This window comes from Leclercia sp. GLN_9 (assembly GCF_043105735.1).
GTDB lineage: Bacteria > Pseudomonadota > Gammaproteobacteria > Enterobacterales > Enterobacteriaceae > Enterobacter > Enterobacter adecarboxylatus.
On record NZ_JBICLV010000014.1, the window covers coordinates 37,717 to 56,777 of the forward strand.

Here is a 19,061-nt window from a genome sequence, read left to right on the forward strand (position 1 = left end):
AAAAATTTAACTCGCCTCACACTTTTTATGAAAATTCTGTAACCGCTTCCATTCGCAATCTGATAAAACTGACGCAGTCAGAAGAGCGGTGATACGCCTGCGAGGAGAAGAGGTTGAAGTCCAGGAAAGAGGTTGCCTCGGCGACCATGAAAGATGTTGCCCTGAAAGCAAAAGTCTCAACGGCAACGGTATCCCGAGCCTTAATGAATCCCGATAAAGTCTCTCAGAGCACGCGCAATCGTGTTGAGCAGGCTGCGCTGGAGGTGGGTTATCTGCCTCATGCGATGGGCCGTAACGTTAAACGTAACGAATCCCGCACCATCCTGGTCATTGTGCCCGACATCTGCGATCCCTTTTTCAGCGAAATTATCCGCGGCATTGAAGTGACCGCCGCGGCTCAGGGCTACCTGGTACTGATTGGCGACTGCGCGCATCAGAACCAGCAGGAAAAAACCTTTATCGACCTGATTATTACTAAGCAGATCGACGGCATGCTGCTGCTCGGCTCCCGCTTGCCCTTCGATGCCAGCATTGAAGAGCAACGCAACCTGCCGCCGATGGTCATGGCCAACGAGTTTGCCCCTGAGCTGGAACTGCCTACCGTTCACATTGATAACCTCACCGCAGCCTTCAACGCCGTGAACTATCTACAGGAACTGGGCCATAAACGTATCGGCTGTATCGCCGGGCCGGAAGAGATGCCGCTGTGCCATTATCGCCTGCAGGGTTACGTGCAGGCGCTGCGCCGCACCGGGGCGACGGTGGATCCGCACTATATTGCCCGGGGCGATTTTACCTATGCCGCTGGCGGGCTGGCGCTGGAACAACTGCTGTCGCTGCCACAGCCGCCGACCGCGGTGTTCTGCCACAGCGACGTGATGGCGCTGGGCGCGCTGTCGTATGCCAAGCGCCGCGGCCTGAACGTGCCGAAAGATCTCTCTATTATTGGCTTCGATAACATCTCATTGTCTGAGTTTTGCGATCCGCCGCTCACGACCGTGGCGCAGCCCCGCTATGATATTGGCCGGGAAGCGATGCTGTTGTTACTGGATCAACTGAACGGCCAAACGGTCAGCAGTGGCTCCCGTTTACTTGACTGTGAATTGATTGTTCGCGGTTCAACCCAGGCACTAACGTAAAGCCGCCGCCTTTCAGACTTCCTCATCTGGTCAAAGGCCCGTCGCTTAAGTAACATGACGGGCTGACAAACGATAAAATACAGCGAAACGATAGTGGCACAACGAGATTATGTACGTCGCGGCCAGCCGGCACCTTCGCGACGCAAAAAGAGTAGCTCACGGAAACCGCAACGCAGCATGCCTGCGGTCTCGCCTGCCATGGTCGCGATTGCGGCGGCGGTACTGGTAGCATTCATCGGCGGCCTCTGGTTCATTACGCACCATAAAAAAGAAGAAGCAGAAGCGCTGCAGGGCAATAAAGTTGTCGGCAATGGCTTACCCCCGAAACCGGAAGAGCGCTGGCGCTATATTAAAGAGCTGGAGAGCCGCCAGCCGGGCGTCCGTGCGCCGACAGAACCTTCTGCCGGTGGCGAGGTGGTGGATCCCACTCAGTTAACTAACGAACAGCGTCAGCTACTGGCACAGATGCAGGCCGATATGCGCCAGCAGCCCACCCAGCTTAACGAAGTGCCGTGGAATGAACAGACGCCGGCACAGCGCCAGCAAACGCTGCAGCGTCAGCGTCAGGCACAGCAGCAAACTCAGCAGCAGCAACAGTGGGCGCAGAGCCAGCCGGTACAGCAGCCTAAAGCGCAGCCGCGCGTAACGGAGCAGCCGTATCAGCAGCCGCGTACCGCGCAGACTCAGCCGGTTCAGCAGCCTAAAGCACAGCCGTCGAAACAAAATCAGCCGTATCAGGATCTGTTGCAGACCCCGGCGCATACCACCGCCCAGGCGCCGAAAACGCAGCAGGCCGCGCCAATCACCAAAGAGACCGAGGCGCCAAAGCAGACGGCTGAGAAGAAAGACGATCGCCGCTGGATGGTACAGTGCGGCTCCTTTAAAGGGGCAGAGCAGGCAGAAACCGTACGGGCGCAGCTGGCCTTTGAAGGGTTTGACTCGCGTATCACCACCAATAACGGCTGGAACCGCGTAGTGATTGGGCCGGTCAAAGGCAAAGACAATGCCGATGGCACCATCTCCCGTCTGAAGATGGCAGGTCACACAAACTGCATTCGACTCGCTTCCGGGGGTTGAAACCCCCAAAATCCCCCCCATCTATACTCCTATTCAGCCCTGAGCACTGCCTCGGGGCTTCTATTCCGAATTTGTAACCAGGGGGTCTGCTCGTGACAACAATAGTAAGTGTACGCCGTAACGGCCAGGTGGTAATTGCCGGTGATGGCCAGGCCACACTGGGTAATACCGTCATGAAAGGCAACGTGAAAAAAGTGCGTCGTCTGTATAACGACAAAGTGATCGCCGGTTTTGCAGGCGGTACCGCTGACGCCTTCACGCTGTTTGAACTGTTTGAACGTAAACTGGAAATGCATCAGGGCCATCTGGTGAAAGCCGCCGTTGAGCTGGCGAAAGACTGGCGTACCGATCGCATGCTGCGCAAGCTTGAAGCACTGCTTGCGGTCGCTGATGAAAATGCGTCACTGATCATCACCGGTAACGGTGACGTGGTACAGCCAGAAAACGACCTGATTGCTATCGGTTCCGGCGGCCCGTACGCCCAGGCTGCCGCCCGCGCGCTGTTGGAGAACTCCGACCTTGGCGCGCGCGATATCGCTGTGAAAGCGTTGGATATTGCAGGTGATATCTGCATCTACACCAACCACTTCCACACCATCGAAGAATTGCCATCTAAGGCGTAAGGATTTCTCATGTCTGAAATGACCCCACGCGAAATTGTCAGCGAACTGAACAAACACATTATCGGCCAGGATAACGCCAAGCGTTCCGTGGCGATTGCCCTGCGTAACCGCTGGCGTCGTATGCAGCTGGATGAAATGCTGCGCCATGAAGTGACGCCGAAAAACATTCTGATGATCGGCCCGACCGGTGTCGGTAAAACCGAGATCGCACGTCGTCTGGCGAAACTGGCTAACGCGCCGTTCATCAAAGTTGAAGCGACCAAGTTCACCGAAGTGGGCTATGTCGGGAAAGAAGTGGATTCTATCATCCGCGATCTGACCGATTCCGCCATTAAAATGGTGCGCGTCCAGTCCATCGAGAAAAACCGCTATCGCGCCGAAGAAATGGCGGAAGAGCGCGTGCTGGATGTGCTGATCCCACCGGCGAAAAACAACTGGGGCCAGGCAGAACAGCCTGCTGAGCCGTCAGCTGCACGCCAGGCGTTCCGCAAAAAACTGCGCGAAGGCCAGCTGGATGACAAAGAGATTGAGATCGATCTCGCCGCCGCACCAATGGGTGTGGAGATCATGTCACCTCCAGGCATGGAAGAGATGACCAGCCAGCTGCAGTCCATGTTCCAGAACCTGGGCGGGCAGAAGCAGAAGCCGCGTAAATTGAAAATCAAAGACGCGATGAAGCTGCTGATTGAAGAAGAAGCGGCCAAACTGGTGAACCCGGAAGAGCTGAAGCAGGACGCCATCGACGCCGTTGAACAGCACGGCATCGTGTTTATCGATGAGATCGATAAAATCTGTAAGCGTGGCGAGTCCTCCGGCCCGGATGTCTCCCGTGAAGGCGTACAGCGCGACCTGCTGCCGCTGGTTGAAGGCTGCACAGTCTCCACCAAGCACGGCATGGTAAAAACCGACCACATTCTGTTTATCGCTTCTGGTGCATTCCAGGTGGCGAAGCCGTCTGACCTGATCCCGGAACTGCAGGGCCGTCTGCCGATCCGCGTTGAGCTGCAGGCGCTGACCACTGAAGACTTTGAGCGTATCCTGACCGAGCCAAACGCCTCTGTGACCGTACAGTACAAAGCGCTGATGGCGACCGAAGGCGTGAACATTGAGTTTACCGAAGACGGTATTAAGCGAATTGCTCAGGCAGCCTGGCAGGTTAACGAAACCACCGAAAACATCGGTGCGCGTCGTCTGCACACCGTGCTGGAACGCCTGATGGAAGACATCTCTTATGATGCGAGCGACCTGAACGGTCAAAGCATTACCATCGATGCCGACTATGTGAGTAAGCATCTTGATGCTTTAGTAGCAGATGAAGATCTGAGCCGTTTTATCTTATAATCGCGGTCATTGCATTTTCATCACTGATGATGGGGCTGAAAAGCCCCATTTTTATTGGCTAAAAATCTTATGACTGAAATCAGCCGTACACGTGCCTGGCTGGAAAGCCTGCGTCCTAAAACCCTTCCTCTCGCCTTCGCCGCCATTATTGTCGGCACGGCCCTTGCGTGGTGGCAGGGCTATTTCGATCCGCTGGTCGCTGCGCTGGCGCTGATCACCGCCGGACTACTGCAAATCCTCTCGAATCTCGCTAACGACTATGGCGATGCCGTCAAGGGCAGCGATAAGCCCGACCGTATCGGACCTTTGCGCGGGATGCAGAAAGGGGTGATCACCCAGGAGCAGATGAAGCGGGCGCTGATTATCACCGTCGTGTTGATTTGTCTCTCCGGGATTGCCCTGGTGCTGGTGGCCTGTAAAACCCCGGCAGATGCCGTTGGCTTCCTCGTACTCGGCTTACTGGCGATTGTCGCGGCGATCACCTATACCGTCGGCACCCGTCCTTACGGATACATTGGGCTGGGTGACATATCGGTGCTGGTGTTTTTCGGCTGGCTGAGCGTGATGGGTAGCTGGTATCTACAGGCGCATACCCTGATTCCGGCCCTGTTCCTGCCAGCCACCGCCTGCGGCATGCTGGCGACAGCGGTGCTCAATATTAACAACCTGCGGGATATCGACAGCGATCGCCTGAACGGTAAGAACACGCTGGCGGTCCGTCTGGGTGCGGTCAATGCACGCCGCTACCATGCCTGCCTGCTGATGGGTGCCCTGCTCTGTCTGGCCCTGTTCAACCTGCTGTCGCTGCACAGCCTGTGGGGCTGGTTGTTTGTACTCGCCACGCCGCTGCTGGTCAAACAGGCACGTTATGTGATGCGCGAGCAGAGCGCCTCGGCCATGCCGCCAATGCTGGAACGCACGGTAAAAGGGGCATTGCTGACTAACCTGTTGTTCGTAGTCGGGATTGTCCTTAGCCAGACGCTAAGTTAGCTGACAAATATCAATTAACAATTGATGATTTTGCCAACAATGCATTTCGCGCGATATACTGAAATCACTCGCAGCAACTGAACTTAAGCCTATGAAATACGATACCTCCGAGCTTTGTGACATCTACCAGGAAGATGTTAACGTCGTAGAACCGCTGTTTTCCAACTTTGGAGGACGGTCGTCGTTTGGCGGACAAATCATTACGGTGAAATGTTTTGAGGATAACGGGTTGCTGTACGATCTGCTCGAACAGAACGGCCGTGGTCGCATTCTGTTGATTGACGGCGGCGGCTCCGTGCGCCGGGCCTTGATCGATGCAGAACTTGCCCGTCTCGCCACGCAAAACGAGTGGGAAGGCATTGTGGTGTATGGCGCGGTGCGTCAGGTCGATGACCTCGAAGAACTGGATATTGGCATTCAGGCGATTGCTGCTATTCCGGTAGGTGCCGCAGGCGAAGGCATTGGCGAAAGCGACATACGCGTCAATTTCGGCGGCGTGACGTTCTTCTCCGGCGACCATCTGTATGCCGACAACACTGGCATTATCCTGTCTGAAGATCCGCTGGATATCGAGTAATAAAAAAGCCGGGTGGCGGCTTCGCCTTACCCGGCCTGTGCATGCTCTTTCACGCCGCTACAGCATGAAAGATGATAGGAATTAAACCTCTTCCATACGTCCCAGCAGGGCATGCAGACGATCCTGCCAGCCGTTCTGCTGTTCGCGCAGATGTTGGTTTTCACGCTCCAGCTCTTCGCGACCGTGCTGAGCAGTCTGAATTTCCTGCGACAGTGCGTTGTTTTTTTCTTTCAGCTCTTCGATTTCCATCTGCAGCAGGGTGATGGTATCAATCGCCTGCTGTACTTTGGATTCCAGTTTCTCAAACACTTCTAAAGACATAATCCTACCTCTCCTGAATTTGCAAGGCGACGCTTTGACGTAAACGCGCACAACACCTGGTGTCGATTGTATGGAGCGCCGCCCTCCCTGTCCAGCGGCAGACCGCGCAGATTGCGGTTTGCAACACTTTTCAGTCTCCTCCTGGTGCGTTCGCATCATATACCCCTAAATTGTTAACACTTCCGTTAATAGAATGCTTATGCCCGCCCTGGCGTATAAACGCTAATGCACACTTCATGGCGCGATATCGCTCATTTTCTTGACGCGGTACACACATTTTAATTTCGATATTTCTCGTTTTTGCTCGTTAACGATAAATTAACACTGTGTCTACAGGACATCGTGGCGATGGTGACGTTCGGCGCGATAACAATAACCATTATTTTTCTTTCAGGATCCGATTATGAGTGAAACATCAACCTTAAAAGGCCAGTGCATCGCAGAGTTCCTGGGTACTGGGTTGTTGATTTTCTTTGGCGTAGGTTGTGTGGCGGCGCTGAAAGTGGCGGGCGCCAGCTTCGGTCAGTGGGAAATCAGCGTGATCTGGGGTCTGGGCGTGGCGATGGCCATCTACCTGACGGCGGGGGTTTCAGGTGCCCATCTTAACCCTGCGGTGACCATCGCGTTGTGGCTGTTTGCCTGCTTTGACAAACGCAAGGTTGTTCCTTTTATCGTGGCGCAGTTTGCCGGTGCCTTTTGTGCAGCGGCGTTAGTTTACGGGCTTTATTACAACCTGTTTATCGACTTCGAACAGACGCACCATATGGTGCGTGGCAGCACCGAAAGCCTCGAGCTGGCGGGTATCTTCTCCACCTATCCGAATCCGCACATTAATTTTGTGCAGGCCTTCGCAGTAGAGATGGTGATTACCGCTATCCTGATGGGCGTTATTATGGCGCTGGGTGATGACGGTAACGGCATTCCGCGCGGCCCGCTGGCACCGCTGCTGATTGGTTTACTGATTGCGGTGATCGGTGCATCTATGGGACCGCTGACGGGCTTCGCCATGAACCCGGCACGCGATTTGGGACCCAAGACTTTTGCCTTCTTTGCGGGCTGGGGCGACGTAGCCTTTACCGGTGCGAAAGATATTCCTTACTTCCTGGTGCCGCTGTTCGGGCCTATCGTTGGGGCATCACTTGGCGCATTTGGTTATCGTAAGTTAATTGGCCGCCATCTGCCGTGCGACACCTGTGTGGTTGAGGAGAAGAAAAGCCTCTCCACAACTGAATCAAAAGCTTCGCTGTAATCTGACTACGGGACACTTAATATGACCGACAAAAAATATATCGTTGCGCTCGACCAGGGCACGACCAGCTCCCGCGCTGTCGTTATGGATCATGACGCGAACATCGTCAGCGTGTCACAGCGCGAATTCGAGCAAATCTATCCTCGTCCAGGCTGGGTAGAACACGATCCAATGGAAATCTGGGCATCGCAAAGCTCGACACTGGTTGAAGTGCTGGCGAAAGCCGATATCAGCTCCGATGAGATTGCGGCCATCGGCATTACCAACCAGCGTGAAACGGCCATTGTCTGGGAACGCGAAACCGGTAAGCCTATTTACAACGCCATCGTCTGGCAGTGCCGTCGCACTGCGGATATCTGCGAAAAGCTCAAGCGCGACGGTATGGAAGAGTACGTGCGCAGCGCCACAGGCCTGGTGGTGGACCCGTACTTCTCCGGCACGAAAGTGAAATGGATCCTCGACCACGTTGAAGGCTCCCGCGAGCGTGCCAAACGCGGCGAACTGCTGTTCGGCACCGTCGATACCTGGCTTATCTGGAAGATGACCCAGGGACGCGTACACGTGACCGATTACACCAACGCCTCGCGCACCATGCTGTTCAACATCCACGAGCTGGACTGGGATGAAAAAATGCTGGACGCGCTGGACATCCCGCGCGCCATGCTGCCGCAGGTACGTAAGTCGTCTGAAGTGTACGGCCAGACCAATATCGGCGGTAAAGGCGGCACCCGTATTCCGATTGCCGGGATCGCTGGCGACCAGCAGGCGGCGCTGTTTGGCCAGCTGTGCGTAAAAGAAGGCATGGCGAAAAACACCTACGGCACCGGCTGCTTTATGCTGATGAATACCGGCGAGAAGGCGGTGAAATCAGAGCATGGCCTGCTGACCACCATCGCTTGCGGCCCGCGCGGCGAAGTAAACTACGCCCTGGAAGGCGCGGTGTTTATGGCGGGGGCCTCCATTCAGTGGCTGCGCGACGAGATGAAGCTTATCAGCGACGCCTTCGACTCGGAGTATTTCGCCACCAAGGTGAAAGATACCAACGGGGTATATGTGGTTCCGGCCTTTACCGGGCTGGGCGCGCCGTACTGGGACCCGTATGCACGCGGGGCGATTTTCGGCCTGACGCGTGGGGTGAACTCCAACCATATTATTCGCGCTACGCTTGAGTCGATTGCCTATCAGACCCGTGATGTGCTGGAAGCGATGCAGGCCGACTCCGGTATTCGTCTGCATGCCCTGCGCGTGGACGGCGGCGCGGTGGCTAACAACTTCCTGATGCAGTTCCAGTCCGATATTCTGGGCACCCGTGTGGAGCGCCCGGAAGTGCGTGAAGTGACGGCGCTGGGGGCGGCTTATCTTGCTGGCCTGGCGGTCGGCTTCTGGCAGAACCTGGACGAGTTGCAGGAGAAAGCGGTCATCGAGCGTGAATTCCGTCCGGGCATCGAAACCACCGAGCGCAACTACCGCTACAGTGGCTGGAAGAAAGCGGTGAAACGCGCCCTGGCGTGGGAAGAGCACGACGAGTAAGACAAACTCACCCCTCACCCTCTCCCCAAAGAGGCGAGGGGACTTAAAATACCCTCTCCCCTTTGGGGAGAGGGCCGGGGTGAGGGGTTCAGACCGCACCACCCTCCCCCTTCCTCACTCTGTGATAAACTTCGTGCAATTCCTTTTGACCGCACGAGTATCCAATGAAACGTGAACTTGCTATCGAATTTTCCCGCGTGACCGAAGCTGCCGCTCTGGCAGGCTATAAATGGCTTGGCCGTGGCGATAAAAATACCGCCGACGGCGCAGCCGTCCATGCCATGCGCATTATGCTTAACCAGGTCAACATCGACGGCACTATCGTGATTGGCGAAGGCGAAATCGACGAAGCGCCGATGCTGTTTATCGGTGAAAAAGTGGGAACCGGCAACGGCGATGCGGTGGATATCGCCGTGGATCCGATTGAAGGCACCCGCATGACCGCTATGGGTCAGGCTAACGCGCTGGCCGTGCTGGCCGTAGGCGATAAAGGCACCTTCCTCAACGCGCCTGATATGTATATGGAGAAGCTGATTGTCGGGCCTGGCGCAAAAGGGATTATCGATCTTAATCTGCCGCTGGCAGATAACCTGCGTAACATTGCTGCCGCGCTCGGGAAACCGCTGAGCGAACTGACGGTCACCATCCTGGCAAAACCGCGTCATGATGCAGTCATCGCCCATATGCAGCAGCTGGGTGTGCGCGTCTTTGCGATCCCTGATGGCGACGTGGCGGCCTCTATCCTTACCTGTATGCCGGACAGCGAAGTCGACGTGCTTTACGGCATCGGTGGCGCACCGGAAGGGGTGGTATCCGCTGCGGTGATCCGCGCCCTCGACGGTGATATGCAGGGCCGTCTGCTGGCCCGTCACGAGGTGAAAGGCGACAGCGAAGAAAACCGCCGTATCGGTGAGCAAGAGCTGGCCCGCTGTGCCGCGATGGGGATTAAGGCCAATACCGTGCTGCGTCTGGATGATATGGCGCGCAGCGACAACGTTATCTTCTCTGCTACCGGCATCACCAAAGGCGATCTGCTGGACGGCATCAGCCGCAAAGGCAATATGGCCACCACCGAAACGCTGCTGATCCGCGGTAAATCCCGCACCATTCGCCGCATCCAGTCGATTCACTATCTCGACCGCAAAGATCCCGACGTGCAGACCTACATTCTGTAAAACCGTTTGATCAATTGAGCTTTCCGGCCCCCGCGGGCTGGAAATCTCCCTCTCAGGTAAGGAAGATATAACCCGAGATCAGCACAGGAGAACATCATGGCAGACTGGGTAACAGGTAAAGTCAAAAAGGTAGAGTTCTGGACCGATGCGCTATTTAGTCTGACCGTCCATGCGCCCATCCAGCCTTTTACGGCCGGGCAATTCGCCAAGCTGGGACTGGAAATCGACGGCGAACGTGTGCAGCGCGCCTACTCCTATGTCAACGCGCCGGATAACCCGGATCTCGAGTTCTATCTTGTCACCGTTCCCGATGGCAAACTCAGCCCGCGGCTGGCGGCACTCAAACCCGACGATGAGATCCAGATAGTCAGCGAAGCGGCAGGCTTCTTCGTGCTTGAGGAAGTACCGGACTGCGACACCCTGTGGATGCTGGCGACCGGGACTGCCATCGGCCCGTACCTTTCTATCCTGCAATACGGGAAAGACCTGGAGCGTTTTAAAAATATCGTCCTGGTGCATGCCGCGCGCTACGCTGCTGACCTGAGCTACCTGCCGCAGATGCTGGAGCTACAGAAACGCTATGAAGGGAAAGTGAAAGTTCAGACGGTGGTGAGTCGCGAGACGGTAGCGGGTTCGCTGACCGGACGTGTACCGGCGCTGATTGAAAGCGGAGAACTGGAAGCTGCCGTTGGCCTGCCGATGACCGCCGAGACCAGTCATGTCATGTTGTGCGGCAACCCGCAGATGGTACGTGACACCCAACAACTGCTGAAAGAGACCCGGCAGATGACCAAGCATTTACGCCGTCGGCCGGGCCATATGACTGCAGAGCACTACTGGTAATTAACGGTACTTTACCTCGATCGTATCTTTGCCGTATTTATTCTCGCCCTGGGTGCCCACGAAAGCGCCCAGGTCGACAATAAGCATCACAAAAATAACGGTGGGGATCAGCCTGCCAACCACCCATGGCAGCATGGAAGGCAACATCGACCAGTTACCTGCCAGCAGCATCCACGCCAGCACCACCAGCAGCGCCCACAGCCCCGAACGCCCCCGATCGTGCAGACGTTTCACTAATACCGCCGCCGTTGGCCACAACAGCGAAACCAGCGCGAAAGCCGCCGTCTGGGTGTTCAGCCACGCATTGTTGGCAGAAATAAACAGACCCAGCATGGCGATAATCCATACGCCAATCCAGATCCAGAAATCACGGCGCCCAATACGCCCTCTGAATGAAAACAACCACTGCTGTATGGTCATGCCAGGTTCCTTATTATCATCGCGGAGCGTAGTTTACCCTGGAGTCGCATCCTTTTGACAAGCCAGCCGGATATGGTTTTAATCGTGGGCAGTAACAGTGAGAGACTTTATTGATGAAGATGCGGTTTTCCCTTATTTGGCTGGGTTTAATGCTGTCGTGTGCGAGCATTTCTCTGCGTGCTGCCGAGACATCCGCACCTGCGACTGCGCCCTACGTGATGCCTGGCGCACCGTCATTTGATCAATCCATTAGTCTGTTCCGCGAAAGCTTTAATAGTGCTAACCCCACCCTGCCACTCAATGAATTTCGCGCCATAGAAGGTGCCCGGGATACCCCCACCCTGACCCGCGCCGCCAGCAAAATTAATGAGAACTTATACGCCTCAACGGCGCTGGAACGCGGAACGCTCAAAATCAAGAGCATGCAGATCACCTGGCTGCCGATCCAGGGGCCGGAGCAAAAAGCCGCTAAAGCCAAAGCGCTGGAGTACATGAGCGCCATTTTACGGGCGTTTACCCCGGCGTTGACCAAATCGCAAAGCCAGCAAAAGCTGCAAAAGCTGCTGACTGCCGGTAAAAACAAACGCTATTACGCCGAAACGGAAGGTGCGGTTCGTTACGTAGTGGCAGATAACGGCGAAAAGGGGCTGACCTTCGCTGTTGAACCGATTAAGCTGGCGTTATCTGAGACCCTCGGCGGGGCGAATTAATGACAAAAAGCAAAGCCTTTCGAGGGAAAATCTCTATACTGATTCACAGACCATGCTGCCCAGCCGGGTGGCCATATTCCTTAATTCGCTCTTGAGCGTGGAGAATTGAAATGCGACATCCTTTAGTGATGGGTAACTGGAAACTGAACGGCAGCCGCCACATGGTAAACGAGCTGGTAGCTAACCTGCGTAAAGAGCTGGCTGGTGTGACTGGCTGTGCTGTTGCGATCGCTCCGCCGGACATGTACCTGGATATGGCTAAACACGCCGCTGACGGCAGCCACATCGTTCTGGGTGCACAGAACGTTGACGTTAACCTGTCTGGCGCGTTCACCGGTGAAACCTCCGCTGAAATGCTGAAAGATATTGGCGCGAAATACATCATCATTGGCCACTCTGAGCGTCGTACCTACCACAAAGAGTCCGACGAGTTCATCGCTAAGAAATTCGCTGTGCTGAAAGAGCAGGGTCTGATCCCAGTGCTGTGCATCGGTGAAACCGAAGCCGAAAACGAAGCGGGCAAAACGGAAGAAGTGTGCGCACGTCAGATCGACGCCGTGCTGACCACTCAGGGCGCAGCAGCGTTCGAAGGCGCGGTAATTGCTTACGAGCCAGTATGGGCGATCGGTACCGGCAAATCTGCAACCCCAGCGCAGGCTCAGGCGGTTCACAAATTCATCCGTGACCACATTGCGAAAGCAGACGCGAAAGTGGCTGAGCAAGTGATCATCCAGTACGGCGGTTCCGTAAACGCAGCGAACGCAGCTGAGCTGTTCACCCAGCCGGACATCGATGGCGCGCTGGTTGGCGGCGCATCCCTGAAAGCAGACGCTTTCGCGGTGATCGTTAAAGCAGCAGAAGCAGCTAAACAGGCGTAAAACCCTTCTCCCTCTCCCCCGGGGAGAGGGAATTTATAATTTCCCCAGCACGCTAAACCACAGATAATCCAGCGGCAGCAGCACCAGATACGTTGCCACCGCCAGCGCCAGACAGAGCAACATTCCCGCCCGCGCAGGCACCTTCCCCAGCCCCATCGCCACCACAATCGGCGACGCCTGATACGGCAGCAGCGGCGTGGAGTATCCCAGCACCTGAATCATAATCACCGACAACAGCGGAAAGCCGGTGGCGTCCGAGAAGCTTTGCGCCAGGGTGGTGTACAGCGCTGGAACGCCGTTAGCAGTCATGATGAAATTCAGCGCGGTAGTGATACCGGTCAGCGCCAGGAAACTGGTGAACGGCGCATCCGCATCCAGCGGCATGACCTGCATCAGCGCCTCACCCATCGCATTGCCGATCCCGGTCTGGGTCACGGTGATCGCCAGCCCAAGAATGCCTGCCACGTAAATACAGGTGCGCATGTTCACCCCGGCCGAGAACTCATCGCCGGTGATAAAACCGATCCGCGGCAGCATCACCACAATTGATGCCGCAAGCCCGGTCCACGCAGGACCAATGCCGTGCCAGCTCTCCGTCACCCACATCACCAGCACGACCGCCAGCAGCCAGGCGAGGCGTTTTTCGTCGCGGTCCATTGGTTCCGGTGGCGTAAGATCGCGGGGTGGTTTTGGCGCCCCGGGGAACAGCCAGCAGATCAGGCCGATCAGAACCAACCCCTTGAGAATGCCCAGTACCGGCGTATGGAGCAGCAGGTAAGGGACATAATTAAGATGAATACCGTACGAGCCTTCCGCCGCCCCGCTCATCACCAGATTAGGCACATTGGCCGGGAGGATAGTGGCGGAGAGCTGGAAGGTGCCAAACCCCACCGCCAGCGCCAGTCCAAACCATGCCCGGGAGCCGTCGGCGATGCCGGCCCGCTTCGCCATCGCCGCCACAATCGGCATCAATAGCGCGATGCGCCCCATGTTAGAAGGCATCACAAACGCCAGCGCATAGGTAAGCAGCACCACGCTGGCCACCATCAGCGGCCAGGAGTCGGTCAGTCTTGAGGACAGCGCTCGCGCCGCCCTGTCTGCCAGCCCGGTTTTGCGGATCGCAACGCCCAGCACAAAACCGCTGAACACCAGCCAGAAGGCCGAGGAGGCAAAACCGCCGAAAATGACCTCCGGCGGCGCAATTTTGGCGATCATCGCGGCGGTAAAAAACAGCAGCGCCGTCAGGAACTCCGGCAGTAGCGAGGTCGCCCAAAGGATGATGGTGACGACGATAATCAGCGAGGGCAGAAACAGTGGGTGAGTGAACCAGATCGACATGCCTGTCTCCTGTAGAATTTTTCAGCAAGTCTAAGGCGGCAGGCAGCGCGAGTAAACGCTATTTATGGTAGGGATCATGCAGGATATCGCATTGATGATCCTGCAATTCCTCAGCGGACGCGAGGTTAAGCGCCAAAAGATTGCGCTCGGTCGCCAGCAGGACAAACGAGCCGTCTGACTGCTGCGCCATCGCCATCCCGTAGCGTCCCATATGCTTGCGCGCATCGGGAACCTCTTCAGCCAGCATCATGAACGGGCTGCGTTTCACCAGCTCCGCTTCCGTCACCCGACGCGCCAGATACTCGTGCCCTTCCAGCCCACCCGGAAACGGCCGCCACTGGGTGCCCACCTGGGCCTGGTGCGCATTCAATTTTTCGCGTATGTCCGGGCGCAGGCAGGAGATATGGATATGCAGATGATTTTGCGTGCGTCCGAGCCGCGAATTAATGGTCAGCAACACCGCGCTATTAGGGATTTCCGCGCCATGCTTCATGCGCATAAACCCGCGCGCCTGCCATGCCAGCCAGAAGAAGTTGGGGGTATGCGCCTTTGTCAGTAACGGACTTTCAGTTCCGTTAATACGGTACGTCGGCATCAGCAAATATTGCAGCGGGCCGTTGCGATCCTTAAAGACCACATAGCCTGCATCGGGCTTCACCTGGAAACAGGGAGCGGGATTGCGGTGTTGCAGCTGTCCGGGCAGACACTGGTCGAGAACAATATGGCGTAACGCATCAGGATGACCGACAGACTTTAGCCAGACAACGACGATGACCATCGTCACCACCACCAGTGCCAGGAGGAGTAAAGCCGCTTTTTTCATGATGCGTTCCCTGTATTCGATTCAATCAGAAGCGTAACGCACTTTGATGACAAACAAAAAAGCCCGACAGTATGATGCTGTCGGGCTTGCAAGCACTATGGCTAATTAACGCTTGCTGATCTGATCGAAAGTTCCGCCATTAGCGAAGTGATCTTTCTGCGCTTTGGTCCAGCCGCCGAATACTTCATCGATGGTGAACAGCTTCAGTTTCGGGAACTCCTTCTCATATTTCTTCGCCACCGCTTCATCACGTGGACGGTAGAAATTCTTCGCGGCAATCTCCTGGCCTTCCGGGGTGTAAAGGTACTTCAGGTAGGCTTCCGCCACGGCCTGGGTGCCTTTCTTATTCGTCACTTTATCGACCACAGAGACGGTTGGCTCAGCCAGAATCGATTCGCTTGGGGTGACGATTTCAAACTTGTCTTTACCCAGCTCGTTAGTTGCCAGCAGCGCTTCGTTTTCCCACGCAATCAGCACATCGCCAATGCCACGTTCAACGAAGGTGTTGGTTGAACCGCGCGCGCCGGAGTCCAGCACTTCAACGTTTTTAAACAGCGACTTCACGAAATCCTGGGCTTTAGCCTGGTCGCCATTATTGTGGTGCAGGGCGTAGCCCCAGGCTGCCAGATAGTTCCAGCGAGCGCCGCCAGAGCTTTTCGGGTTTGGGGTGATCACCGACACGCCCGGCTTAACCAGGTCGTTCCAGTCGTGGATCTGTTTCGGGTTGCCCTTACGTACGAGGAAAACGATGGTGGAGGTGTATGGCGCAGAGTTGTCCGGCAGACGTTTGATCCAGTTTTTATCGATACGACCGCGTTCCGCGATAGCGTCCACGTCATAGGCCAGGGCCAGCGTCACCACATCGGCTTCGATACCGTTAATGACCGAGGTCGCCTGCTTACCGGAGCCGCCGTGCGACTGACGGATCACCACGTTGTCGCCGGTTTCCTGCTTCCAGTGTGCGGCAAACGCTTTGTTGTACTGCTCGTACAGTTCACGCGTCGGATCGTAAGACACGTTCAGCAGCTGGATATCCTTTGCCAGAACGCTGGTCGAAGCCAGCAATAAAGTTAACCCCACGCCCCATTTGTTCATCGTCCCACTCTCTTGAAGTTGTGTTTAATGGTTGCAGCGTGCCAGAAAGCTGACCAATGATTAAAGAATAAAAAAAGATTGGCTATAACGTAGAGGAATAAAAATCAGGCAATAGACGTTAAAAAGCCGGGTGGTGGCTAAACCTACCCGGCCTGGAGTCACGGTGTGGGCTGATGTCCTCAACCCGGCAACGATCGGCTGATTAATACAGCTTTTTCGCGCAATCCATCCAGTCACCTTTAAACGGACGCTTCATGTTTTCGATAGCGTCAATGATGTCGTGGTGAACCAGTTTTTCGTTCTGAATGCCGACGCAACGGCCGCCAAAGCCCTGCTGCAGCAGTTCAATCGCGTACGCACCCATACGGGAGGCCAGAATACGGTCGTAAGGACCCGGGGAGCCGCCGCGCTGGATGTGGCCGAGAACGGTCGCGCGGGTTTCGCGTTTGGTTTCGGTTTCGATGTATTTCGCCAGCTCGTCAACGTCACAGATGTGCTCGGTGATTGCCACGATGGCGTGTTTCTTACCTTTCGCGATACCGGCTTTGATTTCGTTAACCAAATCTTCACGGCTGAATTCCACTTCTGGAACCACCACGAACTCACAGCCGCCCGCAATCGCCGCCGCCAGAGTCAGGTCGCCACAGTAGCGGCCCATCACTTCAACGATGGAAATACGCTGGTGAGAAGAAGAGGTGTCGCGCAGGCGGTCAATGGCTTCAACCACGGTGCCCAGAGCAGTGAAGTAACCGATGGTGTAGTCAGTACCTTTGATGTCGTTGTCGATGGTGCCTGGCAGGCCAATGCACGGGAAGCCCATTTCGGTCAGGCGTTTTGCACCCATATAGGAACCGTCACCACCGATAACCACCAGCGCGTCGAGGCCGCGTTTTTTCATGTTCTCGATAGCCACTTCACGGATGCGTTCGTCACGGAATTCCGGGAAACGTGCGGAACCCAGGAAGGTACCGCCGCGGTTAATCATGTCGGAAACACTGTAGCGATCGAGCTGCACCATGCGATCTTCATACAGGCCCAGATAACCGTCATAGATACCAAAAACTTCCAGACCTTCCGTCAACGCAGCACGAACTACACCGCGAATTGCTGCGTTCATGCCGGGCGCATCACCGCCGCTTGTCAACACACCGATTTTCTTAATCATGACTACCTCTGAACTTAGGAATGCAAAAATGAAATCTGTTGCCGGAAGACTTCTGACGACCAACGAATACTGCAAATAGTATATCAATCACTTCCAGCTGAATTGATTCAGGTCAGGCCATATGGCGGTTATTTTTCCACAAAATGCTAGCCTGGTTCACTTTTTTACAACGAATTACGAAAGCTCAAATGTCCATTGCCTGGCTTAGGTACGACTGAGCAGGGATCCTGGTGAATAATGACATCTGACCCCGGGAAACGCTGCAAAATCGCCTGCTCAACCTGCTCAGCCACCAGATGTGCCTGAACCAGCGGCAGGTTATCTTCCATTTCTAAATGAATCTGAATAAAGCGGGTCGGCCCTGACTGCCGCGTGCGAAGATCGTGAGCGCCACTGACGCCTGGCCAGGAGGTCACAATTTCGAAGATTTCATGCCGTTCTGCGTCTGGCAATGCGCGATCGAGCAGTGATTGCACCGCATCGTACCCCATGCGCAACGCACTGTATAAAATATAAAAGCCAATCCCTAACGCAAATAGCGCATCGGCCCGGTGCCAGCCATACCAGGCCAGACCGAGCGCGATCAGGATCGCGCCGTTCATCATAACATCAGACTGATAATGAAGCATATCGGCCCGTATCGCCTGACTTTGCGTTTTACGCACAACCCAGCGCTGGAACGTTACAAGAACCAATGTGCTTATAAGCGCTATTACCGTCACCACCACGCCCACGCCGGGATCTTTCATTGGCGTCGGGGTAAACAGGTGCTGAATGCCGGTCAAAAAGAGAAACAGCGCCGAACCGGAAATAAACATGCTTTGCGCCAGCGCCGCCAGCGACTCCGCTTTGCCGTGGCCAAAGGTATGCTCTTCATCCGCTGGCTGCAGCGAGTAACGCACGACCAACAGGTTAGTGAGCGAGGCGGCAATATCGACCAGCGAATCGACTAGCGCTGCCAGAATACTGACGGAACCGGTGTACCACCACGCGAAAATTTTAATGACTAACAGGCACGACGCCATGATCGTCGCAGCAAGTGCGGCCCGGCTTACCAGCCGTCCATAGGATTGATTCATAAACACTCCTGTCACGCTATGCCGCTAGTATAACGGATGCAGGGGCGTCAATAAGATGAATAAACGGTTAACGAAATTTAATGACGGGCAAAAAAAACCCCCACATCATGTGGGGGAAGACAGGGATGGTGTCTATGGCAAGGAAAACAGGGTTACTGGTTACTACGGGTATTGCTACTAAAAAGCGTCGATTCAGCGTTCTTCTGCATCCGTGCAACCTCGCGCAACTGATCCATACGTTGCTGGTGTTTCTGGTTCAAAACCGCTTGCTGCTCGGGCGTTAGCAGGTGAAACATCTGGTTGCGGACCTTAGCCATTTCGACCTGTCGGGCAACCTGTTCCTGCGCCATTTTGTTTGCCTGAGCGCGCACAGCGTTTTCATCAAAATTTTCTGCGGTGACAAGGCGATGCATTGTCTCCATTTCGCTAACATTAACAGGGGGCTGATCATGACGAGCCCGCTGCATGAGATCTCGCATCTGCTGACGCTGATGTTCGGTTAAACTTATGCCGTCGAACATATGGCCCTGGGCACTCTGCTGCGCGATGCCCTCCACTGAGAGACGGTTATCGCCGGTGATGACTCCAGCAGCCTGGCTAAATGCACTAAACGCCAGCGTTGAGGCCATGACAGCAGCGGTAACTTTGCGCATCACTTACTCCCAAAATCTTTCGTGTCGCGATTCAA

The 19,061-nt window shown here is 55.5% G+C and carries 20 protein-coding genes; 12 read left to right on the top strand and 8 right to left on the bottom strand.

Features of this window, described 5'->3' with window-relative positions; genetic code table 11:
- Nucleotides 1–113: 113 nt before the first annotated feature.
- The 6 genes from cytR (at nucleotide 114) to rraA (ending at nucleotide 5,747) form a co-directional block, all read left to right on the top strand.
- Nucleotides 114–1,139, top strand: coding sequence for a DNA-binding transcriptional regulator CytR (gene cytR, locus ACF8PE_RS08490; RefSeq protein ID WP_032615280.1), 1,026 nt, complete (start codon nucleotides 114–116; stop codon nucleotides 1,137–1,139).
- A gap of 93 nt (nucleotides 1,140–1,232) precedes the next feature.
- Nucleotides 1,233–2,216, top strand: a complete 984-nt coding sequence (ftsN, locus tag ACF8PE_RS08495) for a cell division protein FtsN (protein WP_032615281.1) — start codon at nucleotides 1,233–1,235, stop codon at nucleotides 2,214–2,216.
- 92 nt (nucleotides 2,217–2,308) lie between these two features.
- On the top strand, nucleotides 2,309–2,839 hold the full coding sequence (hslV, locus tag ACF8PE_RS08500; protein WP_032615282.1) for an ATP-dependent protease subunit HslV: 531 nt from the start codon (nucleotides 2,309–2,311) through the stop codon (nucleotides 2,837–2,839).
- 9 nt (nucleotides 2,840–2,848) lie between these two features.
- Nucleotides 2,849–4,180, top strand: a complete 1,332-nt coding sequence (gene hslU / locus ACF8PE_RS08505; protein WP_032615283.1) for an HslU--HslV peptidase ATPase subunit — start codon at nucleotides 2,849–2,851, stop codon at nucleotides 4,178–4,180.
- Between the two features lie 69 nt (nucleotides 4,181–4,249).
- Nucleotides 4,250–5,170 (top strand): 1,4-dihydroxy-2-naphthoate polyprenyltransferase, encoded by a 921-nt coding sequence (gene menA, locus ACF8PE_RS08510; protein WP_059306957.1) that lies wholly within the window; start codon nucleotides 4,250–4,252, stop codon nucleotides 5,168–5,170.
- A 91-nt stretch (nucleotides 5,171–5,261) separates the two neighbouring features.
- Nucleotides 5,262–5,747, top strand: coding sequence for a ribonuclease E activity regulator RraA (rraA, locus tag ACF8PE_RS08515; protein ID WP_032615286.1), 486 nt, complete (start codon nucleotides 5,262–5,264; stop codon nucleotides 5,745–5,747).
- 81 nt (nucleotides 5,748–5,828) lie between these two features.
- On the opposite strand, the gene zapB is transcribed toward rraA, so the two are convergent.
- Nucleotides 5,829–6,068, bottom strand: a complete 240-nt coding sequence (gene zapB, locus ACF8PE_RS08520) for a septal ring assembly protein ZapB (protein WP_032615290.1) — start codon at nucleotides 6,066–6,068, stop codon at nucleotides 5,829–5,831.
- A 403-nt stretch (nucleotides 6,069–6,471) separates the two neighbouring features.
- Here zapB and ACF8PE_RS08525 point away from each other — a divergent pair, with 403 nt between their 5' ends.
- The 4 genes from ACF8PE_RS08525 to fpr all read left to right on the top strand — a co-directional run bounded on the left by ACF8PE_RS08525 (nucleotide 6,472) and on the right by fpr (nucleotide 10,865).
- The gene (locus tag ACF8PE_RS08525) at nucleotides 6,472–7,317 is read left to right on the top strand and encodes an MIP/aquaporin family protein (RefSeq protein WP_151586732.1); all 846 of its coding nucleotides are present in this window, start codon (nucleotides 6,472–6,474) and stop codon (nucleotides 7,315–7,317) included.
- A 21-nt stretch (nucleotides 7,318–7,338) separates the two neighbouring features.
- The gene (gene glpK / locus ACF8PE_RS08530; RefSeq protein ID WP_032615293.1) at nucleotides 7,339–8,847 is read left to right on the top strand and encodes a glycerol kinase GlpK; all 1,509 of its coding nucleotides are present in this window, start codon (nucleotides 7,339–7,341) and stop codon (nucleotides 8,845–8,847) included.
- A gap of 164 nt (nucleotides 8,848–9,011) precedes the next feature.
- Nucleotides 9,012–10,022 carry a class II fructose-bisphosphatase gene (gene glpX / locus ACF8PE_RS08535; RefSeq protein WP_392494773.1) on the top strand — a complete coding sequence of 337 codons (1,011 nt, stop codon included), beginning with the start codon at nucleotides 9,012–9,014 and terminating at the stop codon, nucleotides 10,020–10,022.
- Between the two features lie 96 nt (nucleotides 10,023–10,118).
- The gene (gene fpr, locus ACF8PE_RS08540; protein ID WP_032615296.1) at nucleotides 10,119–10,865 is read left to right on the top strand and encodes a ferredoxin--NADP(+) reductase; all 747 of its coding nucleotides are present in this window, start codon (nucleotides 10,119–10,121) and stop codon (nucleotides 10,863–10,865) included.
- Here fpr and ACF8PE_RS08545 read toward each other — a convergent pair whose 3' ends face one another.
- Entirely contained in the window at nucleotides 10,866–11,285 is a 420-nt protein-coding gene (locus tag ACF8PE_RS08545) for a DUF805 domain-containing protein (RefSeq protein ID WP_032615297.1), read from the bottom strand. It lies immediately after the preceding gene.
- Between the two features lie 149 nt (nucleotides 11,286–11,434).
- On the opposite strand from ACF8PE_RS08545, the gene ACF8PE_RS08550 reads away from it, so the two are divergent.
- Together ACF8PE_RS08550 and tpiA are read left to right on the top strand one after the other, a co-directional pair.
- On the top strand, nucleotides 11,435–11,995 hold the full coding sequence (locus tag ACF8PE_RS08550; protein ID WP_098946309.1) for a DUF1454 family protein: 561 nt from the start codon (nucleotides 11,435–11,437) through the stop codon (nucleotides 11,993–11,995).
- A gap of 110 nt (nucleotides 11,996–12,105) precedes the next feature.
- On the top strand, nucleotides 12,106–12,873 hold the full coding sequence (gene tpiA / locus ACF8PE_RS08555; RefSeq protein ID WP_032615300.1) for a triose-phosphate isomerase: 768 nt from the start codon (nucleotides 12,106–12,108) through the stop codon (nucleotides 12,871–12,873).
- Between the two features lie 33 nt (nucleotides 12,874–12,906).
- Here the strand turns inward: tpiA and ACF8PE_RS08560 are convergent, their stop codons facing one another.
- From ACF8PE_RS08560 to cpxP, 6 genes are all read right to left on the bottom strand, one after another.
- A complete protein-coding gene (locus tag ACF8PE_RS08560; protein ID WP_103793410.1) occupies nucleotides 12,907–14,211 on the bottom strand; it encodes an SLC13 family permease in 1,305 nt (434 codons plus the stop codon).
- Between the two features lie 58 nt (nucleotides 14,212–14,269).
- A complete protein-coding gene (locus tag ACF8PE_RS08565; protein ID WP_392494774.1) occupies nucleotides 14,270–15,034 on the bottom strand; it encodes a CDP-diacylglycerol diphosphatase in 765 nt (254 codons plus the stop codon).
- Between the two features lie 105 nt (nucleotides 15,035–15,139).
- On the bottom strand, nucleotides 15,140–16,129 hold the full coding sequence (locus tag ACF8PE_RS08570; protein ID WP_032615306.1) for a sulfate ABC transporter substrate-binding protein: 990 nt from the start codon (nucleotides 16,127–16,129) through the stop codon (nucleotides 15,140–15,142).
- Nucleotides 16,130–16,331: 202 nt separating this feature from the next.
- A complete protein-coding gene (gene pfkA / locus ACF8PE_RS08575) occupies nucleotides 16,332–17,294 on the bottom strand; it encodes a 6-phosphofructokinase (RefSeq protein ID WP_032615307.1) in 963 nt (320 codons plus the stop codon).
- Nucleotides 17,295–17,458: 164 nt separating this feature from the next.
- Complete coding sequence (fieF, locus tag ACF8PE_RS08580) at nucleotides 17,459–18,373, bottom strand: CDF family cation-efflux transporter FieF (protein ID WP_155167574.1); 915 nt, start codon at nucleotides 18,371–18,373, stop codon at nucleotides 17,459–17,461.
- A 152-nt stretch (nucleotides 18,374–18,525) separates the two neighbouring features.
- Nucleotides 18,526–19,026 (bottom strand): cell-envelope stress modulator CpxP, encoded by a 501-nt coding sequence (gene cpxP / locus ACF8PE_RS08585; RefSeq protein WP_032615311.1) that lies wholly within the window; start codon nucleotides 19,024–19,026, stop codon nucleotides 18,526–18,528.
- Nucleotides 19,027–19,061 lie beyond the last annotated feature (35 nt).

Bases quoted from the DNA above. Each gene is read 5' to 3' on its own strand.
- rraA (WP_032615286.1), top strand. From the start codon at position 5,262: ATGAAATACGATACCTCCGAGCTTTGTGACATCTACCAGGAAGATGTT.
- menA (WP_059306957.1), top strand. From the start codon at position 4,250: ATGACTGAAATCAGCCGTACACGTGCCTGGCTGGAAAGCCTGCGTCCT.
- zapB (WP_032615290.1), bottom strand. From the start codon at position 6,068: ATGTCTTTAGAAGTGTTTGAGAAACTGGAATCCAAAGTACAGCAGGCG.
- ACF8PE_RS08545 (WP_032615297.1), bottom strand. From the start codon at position 11,285: ATGACCATACAGCAGTGGTTGTTTTCATTCAGAGGGCGTATTGGGCGC.
- glpK (WP_032615293.1), top strand. From the start codon at position 7,339: ATGACCGACAAAAAATATATCGTTGCGCTCGACCAGGGCACGACCAGC.
- ACF8PE_RS08565 (WP_392494774.1), bottom strand. From the start codon at position 15,034: ATGAAAAAAGCGGCTTTACTCCTCCTGGCACTGGTGGTGGTGACGATG.
- cpxP (WP_032615311.1), bottom strand. From the start codon at position 19,026: ATGCGCAAAGTTACCGCTGCTGTCATGGCCTCAACGCTGGCGTTTAGT.
- ACF8PE_RS08570 (WP_032615306.1), bottom strand. From the start codon at position 16,129: ATGAACAAATGGGGCGTGGGGTTAACTTTATTGCTGGCTTCGACCAGC.
- ACF8PE_RS08560 (WP_103793410.1), bottom strand. From the start codon at position 14,211: ATGTCGATCTGGTTCACTCACCCACTGTTTCTGCCCTCGCTGATTATC.
- pfkA (WP_032615307.1), bottom strand. From the start codon at position 17,294: ATGATTAAGAAAATCGGTGTGTTGACAAGCGGCGGTGATGCGCCCGGC.
- ACF8PE_RS08525 (WP_151586732.1), top strand. From the start codon at position 6,472: ATGAGTGAAACATCAACCTTAAAAGGCCAGTGCATCGCAGAGTTCCTG.
- ACF8PE_RS08550 (WP_098946309.1), top strand. From the start codon at position 11,435: ATGCTGTCGTGTGCGAGCATTTCTCTGCGTGCTGCCGAGACATCCGCA.
- hslU (WP_032615283.1), top strand. From the start codon at position 2,849: ATGTCTGAAATGACCCCACGCGAAATTGTCAGCGAACTGAACAAACAC.
- fpr (WP_032615296.1), top strand. From the start codon at position 10,119: ATGGCAGACTGGGTAACAGGTAAAGTCAAAAAGGTAGAGTTCTGGACC.
- tpiA (WP_032615300.1), top strand. From the start codon at position 12,106: ATGCGACATCCTTTAGTGATGGGTAACTGGAAACTGAACGGCAGCCGC.
- fieF (WP_155167574.1), bottom strand. From the start codon at position 18,373: ATGAATCAATCCTATGGACGGCTGGTAAGCCGGGCCGCACTTGCTGCG.
- glpX (WP_392494773.1), top strand. From the start codon at position 9,012: ATGAAACGTGAACTTGCTATCGAATTTTCCCGCGTGACCGAAGCTGCC.